This is a genomic window from Cupriavidus necator (assembly GCF_016127575.1).
Classification (GTDB): Bacteria; Pseudomonadota; Gammaproteobacteria; order Burkholderiales; family Burkholderiaceae; genus Cupriavidus; species Cupriavidus necator_D.
In genome coordinates this window covers 902,190-916,553 of record NZ_CP066018.1, presented here as the reverse complement: position 1 = coordinate 916,553, position 14,364 = coordinate 902,190, and the positions used below count along the sequence as shown (strand labels likewise).

The window sequence follows — 14,364 nt, the reverse complement described above, 5'->3', positions numbered from 1 at the left end:
ACATGCCACTCGTATCGATGCGCCAGCTGCTGGACCACGCGGCCGAGAACAGCTACGGCCTGCCGGCCTTCAACGTGAACAACCTCGAGCAAGTGCAGGCCATCATGCAGGCGGCCGACGAGGTCAACGCCCCGGTGATCATGCAAGCCTCGGCCGGCGCGCGCAAATACGCCGGTGAGCATTTCCTGCGCCACCTGATCGAAGCCGCGGTCGAAGCCTACCCGCACATCCCCGTGGTGATGCACCAGGACCACGGCCAGTCGCCGGCGATCTGCCAGGGCGCGATCGACCTGGGCTTCTCGTCGGTGATGATGGACGGCTCGCTGCGCGAAGACGGCAAGACCCCGGCCGAGTACGAGTACAACATCGACGTCACCCGCAAGGTGGTGCAGCTGGCCCACGCCGTCGGCGTGACCGTGGAAGGCGAACTGGGCTGCCTGGGCTCGCTGGAAACCGGTGAAGCCGGCGAAGAAGACGGCATCGGCGCCGTCGGCGTGCTGGACCACTCCATGCTGCTGACCGATCCGGAGCAGGCCGCCGACTTCGTCAAGGCCACCCAGCTGGACGCCCTGGCCATCGCCATCGGCACCTCGCACGGCGCCTACAAGTTCACGCGCAAGCCCACCGGCGACATCCTGGCGATCAGCCGCATCAAGGAAATCCACGCCCGCATCCCCAACACCCACCTGGTGATGCACGGCTCGTCGTCGGTGCCGCAGGAACTGCTGGAAGAGATCCGCAAGTTCGGCGGCGACATGAAGGAAACCTACGGCGTGCCGGTCGAGGAAATCCAGGAAGCGATCAAGTACGGCGTGCGCAAGATCAACATCGACACCGACATCCGCCTGGCCATGACCGGCGCGATCCGCCGCTTCTTCGCCGAGAACCCGAGCAAGTTCGACCCGCGCGAATACCTGAAGCCGGCCCGCGAAGCCGCCAAGCAGGTGTGCAAGGCGCGCTACATCGCCTTCGGCTGCGAAGGCCAGGCCGGCAAGATCAAGCCGATCGGCCTGACCGATATCGCGCAGCAGTACAAGGCGGGCAAGCTGTCGCAGGTCGTGCAGTAAATGTCCCTAGTCCGCCTTCCGCGCTAGGGGAAGGCGGATTGCAGTTCCGGCCGCCGCGGCACGCATCCAGCGCCCGGCGGCTTCGCCGTTTTATCGGAACCATCATGTCCAACGCTCTCTACCAGTCCTCCATCAACTCGCTGCCGCTGCTGGGCCACGGCAAAGTGCGCGACAACTATGCCGTCGGCAATGACAAGCTGCTGATCGTCACCACTGACCGCCTGTCGGCGTTCGACGTCATCATGGGCGAGCCGATCCCCGACAAGGGCCGCGTGCTGAACCAGATGGCGAACTTCTGGTTCCGCAAGCTCGCGCACATCGTGCCGAACCACGAGACCGGCATCGCGCCCGAGACCGTGGTCGCGCCGGAGGAAGTGGAGCAGGTCAAGGGCCGCGCCGTGGTGGTCAAGCGCCTGCGGCCGATCCTGGTCGAAGCCGTGGTGCGCGGCTATCTCGCCGGCAGCGGCTGGAAGGACTACCAGGCCACCGGCAAGGTGTGCGGGATCGAGCTGCCCGCCGGCCTGCAGAACGCGCAAAAGCTGCCCGAGCCGATCTTCACCCCGGCCGCCAAGGCCGAGATGGGCGAGCACGACGAGAACATCTCGTTCGCCGAAGTCGAGGCCCGCATCGGCATCGCGCTGGCGCGCCAGATGCGCGATATCTCGATCCGCCTGTACAAGGAAGCGGCCGAGTTTGCGGCCACGCGCGGCATCATCATCGCCGATACCAAGTTCGAGTTCGGCCTGGACGACAATGGCGTGCTGACGCTGATGGACGAGGTCCTGACCGCCGATTCGTCGCGCTTCTGGCCGGCCGATTCCTACCAGGTGGGCACCAACCCGCCGTCGTTCGACAAGCAGTTCGTGCGCGACTGGCTGGAAGCCGTGCGCATCGACGGCAAGCCCTGGCCCAAGACCGCGCCGGCGCCGCAACTGCCGGACGAGGTGATCGAAAAGACCGCCGCCAAGTACCGTGAAGCGCTGACGCGTCTGACGGGCGAAGAACTGCAGTAAGTTATCAATTTCCCGACGGTGTTCTCCCTCTCCCCTCAGCGGGAGAGAGCCGGGGAGAGGGGTGGTTTAGCAAGGCGCCACGCGTCGGGAAACGCCAGCCCTCTCCCCCGGCCCCTCTCCCGCAAGCGGGAGAGGGGAGCAAACAATCAAGGATCTGAAGTGAGCAAGCAAGACAAGCCGCTGGTCGGCGTGGTGATGGGCAGCAGTTCCGACTGGGACGTGATGCAGCACGCAGTGGCCATGCTGAAGGATTTCGGCGTGCCGTTCGAAGCCCAGGTGGTGTCCGCGCACCGCATGGCGGACGACATGTTCCGCTATGCCGAGAGCGCGCGCAGCCGCGGCATCCGCGCCATCATCGCCGGTGCCGGCGGCGCCGCGCACCTGCCCGGCATGATCGCCGCCAAGACCATCGTGCCGGTGTTCGGCGTGCCGGTGCCGTCCAAGTACCTGCGCGGCGAGGATTCGCTGCTGTCGATCGTGCAGATGCCCAAGGGCGTGCCGGTGGCCACCTTCGCCATCGGCGAGGCCGGTGCCGCCAATGCCGCGCTGCACGCGATCGCCACGCTGGCCACCACCGACGAGGCGCTGGCCGGCGCGCTGGAAGCATTCCGCGCGAAGCAGACCGAAGCCGCGCGCGCGATGACTTTGCCACTGTAATGCTGCCGCTGTAATCATCCGGACATCCCACGGAACCTAGCAATGCCCACCGATATCCATCCCTATCTCTCCGAAGCCCACACGCCGGAATCGCGCGCCGAGTTCGGCGTCGACCGTCCCGACGCGCCCATCCTGCCTGGTGCGTGGCTCGGCATGCTGGGTGGCGGCCAGCTCGGCCGCATGTTCACGCATGCGGCGCAGGCGATGGGCTATCGCGTATGCGTGCTCGATCCGGACCAGGACAGCCCGGCCGGTTCGGTGGCGGACAAGCATATCTGTGCGCAATACACCGACGAGGCCGCGCTGGCCGAGATGGGCAAGCTGTGCCAGGCGGTAAGCACCGAGTTCGAGAACGTGCCGTCGCTGTCGCTGGACCGGCTCGAGCAGCTGGGCGCCTTTGTCGCGCCGCGCGGCTACTGCGTGTCGATCGCGCAGAACCGCATCGGCGAGAAGAAGTTCTTTGCCGCGTGCGCCGAGCGCACCGGCGTGTCGCCGGCCCCGCACTGGGTGATCCAGCACGATGCCGATGTCGACCAGCTGCCCGACCACGTGCTGCCCGGCATCCTCAAGACCGCGCGCATGGGCTACGACGGCAAGGGCCAGGCGCGCGTGAAGACGCGCGACGACGTGCGCGCCGCCTGGAACGCCATGCAGCATGTGCCGTGCGTGCTGGAGCAGATGCTGCCGCTGGCTTATGAGGTCTCGGTGCTGGCCGCGCGTGCCGCGGACGGCTCCACCGCCACCTGGCCGCTGGCCGAGAACGTGCACCGCGACGGCATCCTGTTCTCGACGGTGATGCCGTCGACCAGCGTGTCGCCCGAGATCGCCGACCGCGCGCGTGCCGCAGCGGCTGCCATCGCCACGGAGATGGGCTACGTCGGCGTGCTGTGCATCGAGTTCTTCGTGCTGACCGACGGCTCGCTGGTCGCCAACGAGATGGCGCCGCGCCCGCACAACTCCGGCCATATCACCATGGATGCGTGCGAGACCAGCCAGTTCGAACAGCAGGTGCGCGCCATGGCGCGGCTGCCGCTGGGCAGCACGCGCCAGCACTCGGCCGGCAAGATGCTGAATCTGCTGGGCGACGTGTGGTTCGAGTTCGGCCTGGAGCGTACGCCTTCCTGGGACGAGGTGGTGGCGCAACCCGGCGCCAAGCTGCACCTGTACGGCAAGGGCGATGCGCGCCCGTCGCGCAAGATGGGCCACGTCAACTGCGTGGGCGAGCATGCCGAAGCGGCCGACGCCGCCTTTGCCGCCGCCGCGCAGGCGCTGCATATCCCGCTCTGAAGCCATAGCTCCAAGGAACACGATGTCGCCGCGCATGCCCACGGCCGCTGAACTGGACGAAGCCGTCCGCCTGCTCGAGGCCGGGCAACTGGTCGCCTTTCCCACCGAAACCGTCTACGGGCTCGGTGCGGATGCCGAGAACCCCGAGGCGGTCGCCCGCATCTTCGCGCTCAAGGGCCGGCCGTCGAACCATCCGGTGATCGTCCACGTGGTGGACGGCGCCGATATCGGCTACTGGACCGACGAGGTCCCCGAGGCAGCGCAGCAACTGATCGACGCGTTCTGGCCCGGCCCGCTGACGCTGATCCTGAAGCGCGCCGCGCATATCCATCCGGCCGTCGCCGGCGGCCAGGACAGCATTGGCGTGCGTTGCCCCTCGCACCCCGTGGCGCAGGCGCTGCTGGCGCGCTTCAAGCGCGGCCGCGGCGGCATTGCCGCGCCGTCGGCCAACAAGTTCGGCCAGGTCAGCCCGACCACCGCGCAGCATGTGCGCGATGAATTCGGCGATGCGGTCTATGTGCTGGAAGGCGATGGCGTGGAGGTCGGTATCGAATCGACCATCGTCGACCTGTCGCGGCTGGACCAGGGCATCGGCCCGGTGCTGCTGCGGCCGGGGGCGATCACCGCGGCGATGATGGCGCAGGTACTGGGCGCGGCCCCGCTGCCGCCCGACGCGGCCGCGCCGCGGGCTTCAGGCACGCTCAAGGCTCACTACGCGCCGCACACACCGCTGCTGCTGGCCGATGCGCAAGCAGCTTCGGCGCAGCTGGCCTCGCTGCCGGACGATGCCCGCGTGGCGTGGGTCGGCCGGGCGCCGCTGGTGGACCAGCGCTGTACCTGGGTGCAGGCGCCTGCGGATGCGGCGGCCTATGCGCGCGAGCTTTACCGCTTGCTGCGCAAGCTCGACAAGCAGGGCTATACGCAGCTGATGTTCGAGGTGTTGCCTGAAGGGCAGGATTGGGCGGGGGTGCGGGATCGGCTGGAGCGGGCGGCGGCGGCGTTTGGGGGATAGGGGGCGGTGGCTTGCCTGGGGGCTTTACTTCGTTGAAGCTCCGGCCCTCTCCCCAACCCTCTCCCGCAAGCGGGAGAGGGAGCACACAGGCGGTGGTTCCTGACTCATGCGGTGCAAATAACCTGCCGGTTTGCTCCCTCTCCCGCGTGCGGGAGAGGAGCCAGGAAGAGGGCCGGCGTGTGCCAAGCACGATGCCGCCAATTCAGCCGCCCAGCAGCCTCAGCGCCGTATACACCGCCATCCCCACCACGATCATCCCCACCATCTTCCGCGTCAGCAGGTAGAACAGCGTGGCCGCAATCCCCGCCATCAGCTTGTCGTTGGAGAACGCCACCGTGAAATGCCCCTGCCAGGTCATCAGGTCCGGCAGGATGATCGCCGCCAGCGCCGCGGCCGGTGCATAGCGCAGCGCCCGCGCGATGCGGTCGGGCACGGTGACATGCTCGCCGGCCATCAGGAACAGCGCGCGCGTGACGATGGTGACGACCGCCATGCCAAGGATGGCAATCCAGATTTCAAGATGGCTCATGCGCGGTCTCCCGGCGGCGTTTCCGGCGCGGCGGCGTTGGTGACCTCGGGGGCCTTGGGCTTGCGCCGGCGGATGCCGCGCAGTGCCGCGCGCGCGGCCAAGTCGTCGCTGGCCATGCCGGCGGCAATCGCGCCCACCACTGCCACCACCAGGCTGAGACGGTACGGCAAATCGAAGCAAAGCAGCGCCAGCACCGCCGACACCACCACTGCCAGCAGCGTCGAGCGCGAGTTGATGGTGGCGATCATCACCGGGATCAGCGCCATGGTGCCGGCCAGCCCCAGGCCCCAGCTGTCGGGGAACAGACTGGCCAGCACGATGCCGATGATCGACGACAGCTGCCACATGCAGAAGTTGGTCAGCGCCATGCCCCAGAAGTAGCCTTCCTTGCCGGGCTCGTAGCCGGGCGTGCTGTACTTCTGCAGGAAGTAGACGAAGTGCAGGTCGCCGTTGAACGAGCCCAGGATGGTGCGCCGCCATAGCGGCATGTAGCTGAAGTGCGGCTGCATGCCGGCGCTGAAGATCACAAAGCGCAGGTTGACCACGGCCGCAGTCAGCCAGATGGTCCACAGCGGCAGGCCCGCGGCGAACAGCGGCAGCACGGCCAGTTGCGCCGAGCCGGCATAGACCAGCAGCGACATGCCGATGGCTTCGGGCACGGTCATTACGGATTTGCTCATTGCCACGCCGGTCACCAGGCCCCAGGAGAAGACCGCGGGCAGGGACGGGGCAAAGTAGCGCGCGCCGTCGATAAAGCCGGCGCGTTCGGCGGGTGCGAAGCGATGCCAGAGGCGCAACCACACCGGGGGTTGTCGGGAAGTCATGTCAGAGGGCGAGGGGGCAATGCAGGCCCGGGGCCGAGGGCCGGCCCGGAAGGCTGCCGCCGCAGGACGCGGCCGGCACCCTGGCATTATAGGGGCGGATCGGACGCTGGTAAGCGTCCGCTTAACAAAATGCGGCCGCGGCGTTGGCGCCAGGCCACGGCGCCGCGCCGCGGCCTGCCCGGCGCGGACTTAGGGTGCGCCGCGGTACACCCATTGCAGCAAGGCGTCGTGTGCTTCCAGCGCCTGCGCGGCATTGGGATGGTTGATCATGCTGACCACCACGTAGCGGCCGCCGTCGGCAGCATCCACATAGCCGGCCAGCGCGCGCACGTCGGCCAGCGTGCCGGTCTTCAGGTAGCCGTTGCCGGCCGCGTTGGCGCGCGTCAGGCGGTTGCGCAGCGTGCCGTCGACGCCCAGCACCGGCAGCGAATCGATCAGCACCGGCCCCACGTTGCTGGCCGCGGCCTGCTGCAGCAGGCGCGCCATGTCATAGGCGCTGATGCGTTCCTCGCGCGACAGGCCCGAGCCGTTGTCCAGCACCAGGCCGGGCATGTCCAGCCCCTGGCGCGCCAGCCAGCGCTGCACCACGCGGATCGAGCGCCCGGTGCTGGCCGGGCCGCCGCGGTCCATTTCTGCGCCGATGGTCAGGAACAGCTGGCGTGCCATCACGTTGTTCGAGAACTTGTTGATGTCGCGCACGATGTCTGCCAGCGGCAGGCCGTAGTGGCGCGCCAGCAGCACCGCGCCGCGCGGCACCTTGCCGCTGCGCAGCGCGGGCATATGGGCAAAGCGCCCGCCGGCGCGCTGCCATTCGGCGACGAAGCCGCCCCATGTGAACTCCGCATGCGACAGCGTGGCGATATTGAGCACGTGCTCGCCGCAGTCGCTGGCATAGTCGCCCGAGAACGACGCCAGCACGGTGCCGTCCGCCTGCGGCAGCACGCTCGGGCTGGCGCTGGACTGCCAGTCGCCGCAGCGGCCGTTGGTCAGCGTGAGCCGGTTGTCCAGCTTGAGCTGCGCCAGCTCGGGCGTGACGCTGACTGCCACGGTCTGGCTGGCCGGGTCCGGCGTCAGCGTGAATGACAGCGTCTTGAACGCATACAGCAGCGCATCGGGGCCGACGTTGTAGGCGCGCTGCACTTCGCCGTCGATGGTGCCGTTGCCGTCCAGGCCATCGGCAAAGTAGCTGCGGTCCAGCACCAGGTCGCCGTTGATGCCGGTAGCGCCCCCGGCGCGCGCCTTCGCCACCAGCTTGGCCATTTCCTCGGGCACCAGCTTGGGATCGCCGTGGCCGCGCAGGTAGACGTTGCCGTTGACGGTGCCGTCGAAGCCGGGCTGGGCGTCGGCATAGAGCGAGGTCTGCCAGCGGTAGTCGGGCCCCAGCAGCTGCAGCCCGGCAAAGGTGGTGACCAGTTTCATGGTCGAGGCCGGGTTCATCGGCTGCTGCGCATTCCAGCTGGCGCGGGCGGTGCCCGCGCCCAGCCTGACCACGTAGAAGCTGGCGGCCGACGCCGGCACGCCGGCTCGGCGTAGCGCCGCGGCCACCGGGGTCGGCACGCCGGCGCTCACCAGTGCGGGATCGGCAGCGGTTTTTGCGGCGGTGGCGGCCTTCGCCGCTTTTGCCGCCTTGACCGTCTTGGCGGGCGCCTTGGCTTGCGCCGGGGTGGGCGCGGGACCGCCGGCCAGCAGCACGGCGGCAAGGATGGGCGAGAGCAGTGGCGACAGGCAGCGCAGCAGGGCGCCGGGTCGCGATGCAGTAGGCGCGGCGATTGTTCTTGGCATGGCGGCCATGTTAACGCATGGCCGCGGGCCGGCAGATGACAGTCTTGCCGACTGCCCTCAGCCGGCCCGCGGCGGCGCCAGCCGAGCCAGCAGCGACTTCAGCGTGGCCTGCTCGGCCTCGCTCAGCGCCGAGCCGACGTGCGCGTCGTGCGCCACCACCGCCTGCGTGGCGGCTTCCAGCGTGCGGCGGCCGGCTGCCGTCAGCACCAGGCTGTAGGCGCGGCGATCGCCGGCTGCCGGGCGGCGTGCCACCAGGTTCATCTCTTCCAGCGCGTCGACCAGCAGCACCGCCCCCGAGCGCGCGATGCCGAGGATCTGCGCCAGTTCGGTCAGCTTCAGGTGCGGGTTGCGCGAGATGATGATCAGCGCCGAAAAGCGCGGCGGCGTGATCTGCCATTGCGCCAGCGACAGCACGAAATCTTCATAGATGCGGATCTGCGCGCGGCGGATGGCGTAGCCGATCAGATTGTCGAGCACGCCATAGTCGATGTTCGGCACATGCGGGTCGAAACCGGCATCGGCACCGCCGCTTGCGGCCGGATCCGGCGCAAGCGGGTCTCGCGCCTTGCGCCGCGCGGACGCGGCGGTGGTGCTGCGCGGGCGCGGGGGTGCGGCGGGCGGTGTGCCGGATGCGTCGGGATTCATTTCAGCAGTTTCCAGTTGCCGTTGTCGATGGTCAGCATAACCCGCCCGCGCTGGTCGAAGCCATAGTGGTCTTGCCCACTGTAATTCAGCACGCCGTGCGAGACCACGATGTCGCGCTCGGTCTCCAGTGCCTGCCGCAGCGCCTGGCGGAATGCCGGCGTTCCCGGCCTGGCGTGCCTGAGCGCCACCGGCACGATGCGCTCCAGCACCAGCCCGGCGTCGTAGGCGTGGGCGCCGAACTGCGTGCGGCTGTCGGCCCCGTATTGCTTCTCATAGCGGGTGACGTAGTCCAGCCCCGGCTTGCGCACCGGGTCGCCCGCGGGCAACTGCTCCGGCACGATCACCGGCCCGGCCGGCAGGATCGCGCCATTGACCATGCGCCCGCCGATGCGGATCAGGTCCTTGGTGGCCGCGCCATGGGTGTGGTAGATGGTGCCGCCGTAGCCGCGCTCGCGCAGCGTGGTGTGCGGCAGCGCGGCGCCGGTGCCGGCGCCGGCGATCAAAATGGCGTCGGGTTTGGCGGCAATCAGCTTGATGGCCTGCGCGGTCACGCTGGTATCGGCGCGGCCGTAGCGCTCGGTGGCGATCAGGCGGATGCCGTTGGCGCTGGCGGCGGCGGTGAAGTCCTTCAGCCAGGTCTCGCCGTAGGCATCGGCAAAGCCGATAAAGCCGATGGTCTTGACGCCGTTGGTTTTGGCGGTGGCGGCCACGGCATTGGCCATCAGCCGCACCGGCTGCGCCAGCCGGAAGGTCCAGCCACCGCGCCCGGGCTTGAGTTCGATCGGCGAGAACGCCAGCTGCACGGTCTGGGCCTCATCGGCCACCTCGGCAATGGCGATCGACGGCGCCACCGCGGACGAGCCCAGGATGATGTCGACCTTGTCCTCGGAGACAAAGCGGCGCGCCACCTTGGCGCCCTGGGTGGGGTCCGAGGCATCGTCCAGCACGATGTAGCGTACCGCTTCGCCGCCGATCTTCTGCGGCAGGTAGGCCAGCGAGTTCTTCTGCGGGATACCCAGCGACGCCGACGGGCCGGTGGTGGACAGGCTGACGCCGACGGTGATGTCGGCCAGCGCACTGCCGGCGCTGAAGGCGAGGGCCGCGGCCAGTGCGAGGCGGGCCAGCTTGGTGGTGGTCAGGGGCGCCATGGTGTCTCCTCTCTCGATGGTCTTGTTCTGCATTGTCAAACCTGCCGGATCCTACCGCCTGCCCTGCATCGACTGCCGGTCGAATCCCGCCAGCTGCTTGTACCGCAGCGAGATCGCCTCCAGTTCCGCGCGCGGGATCACCTGGTCGATGTCGGCAAAGCCCTGCGGCGCGCGTTCCTCGGCCAGCTGCATCACCTGCTCGGGCCCGTTCATGCGGTTGCGCAGCACGATTCCGGCGGTGCGCGGCAGGCGCTCGGCCTCGTATTCGCGCAGCGCGTAGCCGGTGTCGGGCGTGCCGAGCAGGCTGTCGAGCAGGTAGCGCGCGTCCAGGATCGCCTGGGCGCTGCCGTTCGAGCCGATCGGGTACATCGGGTGCGCGGCGTCGCCCAGCAGCGTGACGCGGTCGAAGGTCCAGCGCGGCAGCGGGTCCTTGTCGACCATCGGGAATTCGTAGATCGCCTCGGCACCGTCGATCAGCGCGGGGATGTCGATCCAGTCCCACCGCCAGTCGGCAAACGCGGCGCAGAACACGGATTTGTCGACCTGCTTGTTCCAGTCGCTGCGCGGCGGGGTGTCGGGCACGCTGTCGGGCACGCGCAGCTCGGCGATCCAGTTGACCAGCGAGCGGCCCTGGCGGCGCAGCGGCTCCGAGATCGGATAGGCCACGAACTTCTGGTCCTGGTGCCCGGCCATGAACATCGAGCGGCCGTCCAGGTAGGGCGGCGCCTCGGTGACCGCACGCCACAGCAGGCGGCGCGAAAAACGCGGCAGGTCGCCGGTGGGGTAGAAATGGCGGCGCACCGCCGAGTGGATGCCGTCGGCGCCGACCAGCACATCGGCGCTGGCCTCGACCTCGGCATTGTCGCTGCGGCGGCGCAGGCCAAAGCGCGCCTGTCCGCCCGCGCCGGTGTCCAGCACGGTCTCGAAGCCATGGCCGGTATGCACGGCGCCGGCGCCCAGGCGCTCCACCGCGGTACGGTGCAACAGCATCTGGAATTCGCCGCGATGGATCGAGAATTGCGGCCAGTCGTAGCCGGCCGCCAGCCCGCGCGGCTCATGCCAGATGCGCTGGCCGCGCTTGTTGTAGTACGAGAGCGACGAGGTCTCGATGGCGATATCCGCCAGCGCGTCGCGCAGTCCCAGCTCGGACAGGATACGCACGGCGTGCGGCAGCAGGTTGATGCCCACGCCCAGCGGGCGCAGCGTTTCGCTGGCCTCCCAGACCTCGGCCTCGATGCCGTGGCGGTGGCATAGCAGCGCCAGCGTCAGTCCGCCGATGCCGCCACCGGCGATTGCGATCTTCATGGTGTCTCCCCCGCGTGCAGGATGCGCCGGTACGCAAGCGCGGGCGCGCTGCCTCCGGTCGAATTGGATTTGTTATGGAGTATAACAATTCGACCGGATGCGACAAGATGGGGAAGACCCCGGAGTGACGCCTCCGGGGTCGGGAAAAACCCGCGCTCAGCCGAGCGCGGCGCCTTCCGGCTTGGCTTGTGCCTGCAGCGAAGGCACCGGGAAGACGATGTCGTACAGCCAGTTGTACACCAGCGCGTAGACCATGTAGAAGCCGGCCACGGCGAGGTCCATGATGAGCGCATCGACCAGGCTGATGTCCAGGTACCAGGCCACCGACGGCAGGAACACCACCAGCAGGCCCAGCTCGAACAGCACGGCGTGCAGCACGCGCACCGGCACCGACTTGCGCAGCTGGCCGGTGAAACGCAGCATGCCCTTGTCGAACAGCACGTTGTACAGGTAGTTCCAGCCGGTGGCGATCAGCGAGGCGACCGCTCCGATCACGCCCATCTCGTGCAGTTCGTAGCCGAAGGCCCAGCTGGCCAGCGGCGCGAAAATCAGCAGGCCGACCACCTCGAAGCCGACGGCGTGGCGAATCCGGTCCCAGGTCTTGCGCATCGTTGTTCTCCTTGCGTGTCAAACGCGATGGGAGCTAGTCTATCTGCTGGGCAGGGATTGCCAAGTTGGATACTATCTGTAAAACAGATAGATAAGCATGGAAAGTTATTTATGAGCCTCTCCATCGAGCAATTGCAGGCATTCGTCGCGGCGGCTGACACCGGTTCGTTCTCGGCCGCCGCGCGCCGGCTGGGCAAGGCGCAGTCGGTGGTCAGCGCGGCGGTGTCCAACCTGGAAATCGACGCCGGCAACGCGCTGTTCGACCGCTCCGCCCGTTACCCGGTACTGACCCCCGCGGGCGAGCGGCTGCTGGCCGAGGCGCGCGTGATCCTGGAGCGCTGCGAGCACTTCCGCGGCGTGGCCAAGAGCCTGGGCGAGGGCGTGGAGACGCGGCTGGTGCTGGCGGTGGACGAGCTCTATCCGGAAGAGACGCTGGGCATGCTGCTGGAAGAGTTCTCCAGCCGCTTCCCGGCGGTGGAGCTTGAGTTGCTGTTTCCGCTGATGGAGGACGTCAGCCGGCTGGTCCTGGAGGGCGGCGCCGACCTCGGCATCATGTGGCGGCAGGAGGTGCTGCCACCGGCGCTGGGCTTCCATGCGCTGGGCTGGGTGCCGATGCAGATCCTGTGCGCGCCCGAGCATCCGCTGGCCGGCCAGCGTGTGGACTGGGAGGAACTGAAGCGCTATCGCCAGCTGATGGTCGCCACCCGCTCAGACAGCGAAGAGAAGATGCGCCTGCGCGTGGCCGCGGACGTGTGGTGGGTGGAAAGCCAGTGGGTGATCGTGGAGCTGGTCAAGCGCGGGCTGGGCTGGGCCTTCGTGCCGTGGCACGTGGTGGCCAATTCGCCGGCCGCGGCGCGGCTGGTGACGCCGCCGCTGGCATTCCAGCAGCAGGACTGGCCGGTGGCGATGGAGCTGGTCTGGCACAAGCAGCGGCCGCTGGGCAAGGCTGCCACCTGGCTGCGCGAGCGCATCTGCCAACAGCCGCTGCCGCGCGCGCCTGCGGCTAGCGCTGGCTGACGGCCTGGTTCGAACCGGCCTGTGCCGGCGCAGCCTCCGCACCGGGCGCATGCCAGCCGCCGCCCAGCGCCTTGATCAGTACCACCGCCGCCGTGTACTGGCGGCCGGCGATCGACAGCGCGGTGCGCTCGGCGGTATAGGCGCTGGTCTGCGCCGTCAGCACGTCGAGCAGGCCAGCGGTGCCGGCGCGGTAGCGGTTGTTCACCAGCACCAGCGCCTCGCGCGCCGAGCGCAGCGCGTCGTTCTGCACCACCGCTTCCTGTTCCAGCAGCCGTTGCGCGGCGAGGTTGTCCTCGACTTCCTGGAACGCGCCCAGCACGGTCTGGCGGTAGTTGGCCACGGCCTGGTCGTAGGCCGCCACCGCCTGCGCCTTGGCCGCGCTGCGCAGCCCGCCGTCGAACAGCGTGCCGGCCAGGCCGCCGCCGATCGACCAGATCCGGTCCGGCAGCGACATCCAGCGCGCCAGCGTGCTGGCGGTCAGGCCGCCGCTGGCCGACAGCGACAGGGTCGGATAGTAGGCCGCCTGCGCCACGCCGATCTGCGCATTGGCCGAGGCCATGCGGCGCTCGGCCGCGCCGATGTCTGGGCGGCGTTCCAGCAGTTGCGACGGCACCGCGGCCGGCACGCGCGGCAGCGCGGTGCGGAAGTCGTCGGCGACCAGCGTCAGCGCCGCGGGCGGCTTGCCCACCAGCACCGCGATGGCGTGCTCCAGCTGCGCGCGCGTGATCTGGATGTCGATCTGCTGCGCCTGCGCGCTCTTGAGCTGGGTCTCGGACTGCAGCACGTCCGAGCGCTGCGCGGTGCCCGCCGCATACTGATTCTGCACCAGCTGCAGCGACTTCTGGTAGTCGGCCACGGTGCGGTCCAGCAGGGCCTTCTGCGCATCGGCCACGCGCAGCAGGAAGTAGCTCTGCGCCAGCGTTGCCTGTGTCGACAGCAGCGTCGAGGCCAGGTCGGCCTGGCTGGCTTGCGCGCTGGCCTCGCTGCTTTCCACCTGGCGCCGCACGCGGCCCCAGACGTCGATTTCCCAGGTTGCGCCCAGGGTCGCGCTCTGCCCGTTGAGCGTGCTGCCGCTGGCGCCGCGCGCGCGCGAGGCGCCGGCCTGTGCGTCGACGGTCGGGAAGAAGCCGGCGCGCGCGGCCTGCAGCGACGCCACCGCCTGGCGGTACTGCGCCTCGGCGGCCTTGATGTTCTGGTTCGAGATCTGCACCTCGGACATCAGCGCGTCGAGCTGCGCATCGCCGAACACGGTCCACCAGTCGGCGCGTGCCAGCGCATCCTGCGGCTCGGCGGGCTTCCAGTCGCCGGTCCAGGCGGGGGTGGCGGCATCGGCTTCCTTGAAGGATGCGGAAACCGGCGCGTCGGGGCGCTGGTAGTCGGGGCCGACGGCGCAGCCGGCCAGCAGCAGCGCGCAGGCCAGCGACACCGGCAGGGCATGGGTCAGGAGGCGGGAAAGAACTGTCATGTCG

The 14,364-nt window shown here is 68.9% G+C and carries 14 protein-coding genes; 6 read left to right on the top strand and 8 right to left on the bottom strand.

Features of this window, described 5'->3' with window-relative positions; translation table 11 throughout:
• Positions 1–2 precede the first annotated feature (2 nt).
• The 5 genes from fba to I6H87_RS04175 all read left to right on the top strand — a co-directional run bounded on the left by fba (position 3) and on the right by I6H87_RS04175 (position 5,036).
• A complete protein-coding gene (gene fba, locus I6H87_RS04195; RefSeq protein WP_010812197.1) occupies positions 3–1,067 on the top strand; it encodes a class II fructose-bisphosphate aldolase in 1,065 nt (354 codons plus the stop codon).
• Positions 1,068–1,171: 104 nt separating this feature from the next.
• A complete protein-coding gene (locus I6H87_RS04190; protein ID WP_010812196.1) occupies positions 1,172–2,080 on the top strand; it encodes a phosphoribosylaminoimidazolesuccinocarboxamide synthase in 909 nt (302 codons plus the stop codon).
• Between the two features lie 159 nt (positions 2,081–2,239).
• Positions 2,240–2,737 carry a 5-(carboxyamino)imidazole ribonucleotide mutase gene (gene purE, locus I6H87_RS04185; RefSeq protein WP_010812195.1) on the top strand — a complete coding sequence of 166 codons (498 nt, stop codon included), beginning with the start codon at positions 2,240–2,242 and terminating at the stop codon, positions 2,735–2,737.
• 42 nt (positions 2,738–2,779) lie between these two features.
• The gene (locus I6H87_RS04180; RefSeq protein WP_011614582.1) at positions 2,780–4,024 is read left to right on the top strand and encodes a 5-(carboxyamino)imidazole ribonucleotide synthase; all 1,245 of its coding nucleotides are present in this window, start codon (positions 2,780–2,782) and stop codon (positions 4,022–4,024) included.
• 22 nt (positions 4,025–4,046) lie between these two features.
• Positions 4,047–5,036: an L-threonylcarbamoyladenylate synthase gene (locus tag I6H87_RS04175; RefSeq protein WP_010812193.1), complete on the top strand. Its 990-nt coding sequence runs from the start codon at positions 4,047–4,049 to the stop codon at positions 5,034–5,036.
• 202 nt (positions 5,037–5,238) lie between these two features.
• On the opposite strand, the gene I6H87_RS04170 is transcribed toward I6H87_RS04175, so the two are convergent.
• The 7 genes from I6H87_RS04170 to I6H87_RS04140 all read right to left on the bottom strand — a co-directional run bounded on the left by I6H87_RS04170 (position 5,239) and on the right by I6H87_RS04140 (position 11,878).
• A complete protein-coding gene (locus tag I6H87_RS04170; RefSeq protein WP_011614584.1) occupies positions 5,239–5,565 on the bottom strand; it encodes an AzlD domain-containing protein in 327 nt (108 codons plus the stop codon).
• On the bottom strand, positions 5,562–6,389 hold the full coding sequence (locus I6H87_RS04165) for an AzlC family ABC transporter permease (RefSeq protein WP_041687155.1): 828 nt from the start codon (positions 6,387–6,389) through the stop codon (positions 5,562–5,564). The genes I6H87_RS04170 and I6H87_RS04165 overlap by 4 nt, the downstream gene beginning before the upstream one ends.
• Before the next feature lie 189 nt (positions 6,390–6,578).
• Positions 6,579–8,180 (bottom strand): D-alanyl-D-alanine carboxypeptidase/D-alanyl-D-alanine endopeptidase, encoded by a 1,602-nt coding sequence (gene dacB, locus I6H87_RS04160; protein WP_011614586.1) that lies wholly within the window; start codon positions 8,178–8,180, stop codon positions 6,579–6,581.
• Positions 8,181–8,228: 48 nt separating this feature from the next.
• Positions 8,229–8,816, bottom strand: coding sequence for a MarR family winged helix-turn-helix transcriptional regulator (locus I6H87_RS04155; protein ID WP_010812189.1), 588 nt, complete (start codon positions 8,814–8,816; stop codon positions 8,229–8,231).
• Positions 8,813–9,964, bottom strand: a complete 1,152-nt coding sequence (locus I6H87_RS04150) for an ABC transporter substrate-binding protein (protein ID WP_041687157.1) — start codon at positions 9,962–9,964, stop codon at positions 8,813–8,815. The genes I6H87_RS04155 and I6H87_RS04150 overlap by 4 nt, the downstream gene beginning before the upstream one ends.
• Before the next feature lie 51 nt (positions 9,965–10,015).
• Positions 10,016–11,269 carry a flavin-dependent oxidoreductase gene (locus tag I6H87_RS04145; RefSeq protein WP_011614588.1) on the bottom strand — a complete coding sequence of 418 codons (1,254 nt, stop codon included), beginning with the start codon at positions 11,267–11,269 and terminating at the stop codon, positions 10,016–10,018.
• A 156-nt stretch (positions 11,270–11,425) separates the two neighbouring features.
• Positions 11,426–11,878, bottom strand: coding sequence for a PACE efflux transporter (locus I6H87_RS04140; RefSeq protein ID WP_010812186.1), 453 nt, complete (start codon positions 11,876–11,878; stop codon positions 11,426–11,428).
• Positions 11,879–11,989: 111 nt separating this feature from the next.
• On the opposite strand from I6H87_RS04140, the gene I6H87_RS04135 reads away from it, so the two are divergent.
• A complete protein-coding gene (locus I6H87_RS04135; protein ID WP_010812185.1) occupies positions 11,990–12,895 on the top strand; it encodes a LysR family transcriptional regulator in 906 nt (301 codons plus the stop codon).
• On the opposite strand, the gene I6H87_RS04130 is transcribed toward I6H87_RS04135, so the two are convergent.
• Complete coding sequence (locus I6H87_RS04130; RefSeq protein ID WP_051398457.1) at positions 12,882–14,360, bottom strand: efflux transporter outer membrane subunit; 1,479 nt, start codon at positions 14,358–14,360, stop codon at positions 12,882–12,884. The genes I6H87_RS04135 and I6H87_RS04130 overlap by 14 nt on opposite strands.
• Positions 14,361–14,364: the final 4 nt, after the last annotated feature.

Coding starts and splice junctions, on each gene's coding strand:
- dacB (WP_011614586.1), bottom strand. CDS start 8,180: ATGGCCGCCATGCCAAGAACAATCGCCGCGCCTACTGCATCGCGACCC.
- I6H87_RS04130 (WP_051398457.1), bottom strand. CDS start 14,360: ATGACAGTTCTTTCCCGCCTCCTGACCCATGCCCTGCCGGTGTCGCTG.
- I6H87_RS04170 (WP_011614584.1), bottom strand. CDS start 5,565: ATGAGCCATCTTGAAATCTGGATTGCCATCCTTGGCATGGCGGTCGTC.
- I6H87_RS04135 (WP_010812185.1), top strand. CDS start 11,990: ATGAGCCTCTCCATCGAGCAATTGCAGGCATTCGTCGCGGCGGCTGAC.
- I6H87_RS04145 (WP_011614588.1), bottom strand. CDS start 11,269: ATGAAGATCGCAATCGCCGGTGGCGGCATCGGCGGACTGACGCTGGCG.
- I6H87_RS04165 (WP_041687155.1), bottom strand. CDS start 6,389: ATGACTTCCCGACAACCCCCGGTGTGGTTGCGCCTCTGGCATCGCTTC.
- I6H87_RS04190 (WP_010812196.1), top strand. CDS start 1,172: ATGTCCAACGCTCTCTACCAGTCCTCCATCAACTCGCTGCCGCTGCTG.
- fba (WP_010812197.1), top strand. CDS start 3: ATGCCACTCGTATCGATGCGCCAGCTGCTGGACCACGCGGCCGAGAAC.
- I6H87_RS04150 (WP_041687157.1), bottom strand. CDS start 9,964: ATGGCGCCCCTGACCACCACCAAGCTGGCCCGCCTCGCACTGGCCGCG.
- I6H87_RS04180 (WP_011614582.1), top strand. CDS start 2,780: ATGCCCACCGATATCCATCCCTATCTCTCCGAAGCCCACACGCCGGAA.
- I6H87_RS04155 (WP_010812189.1), bottom strand. CDS start 8,816: ATGAATCCCGACGCATCCGGCACACCGCCCGCCGCACCCCCGCGCCCG.
- I6H87_RS04175 (WP_010812193.1), top strand. CDS start 4,047: ATGTCGCCGCGCATGCCCACGGCCGCTGAACTGGACGAAGCCGTCCGC.
- I6H87_RS04140 (WP_010812186.1), bottom strand. CDS start 11,878: ATGCGCAAGACCTGGGACCGGATTCGCCACGCCGTCGGCTTCGAGGTG.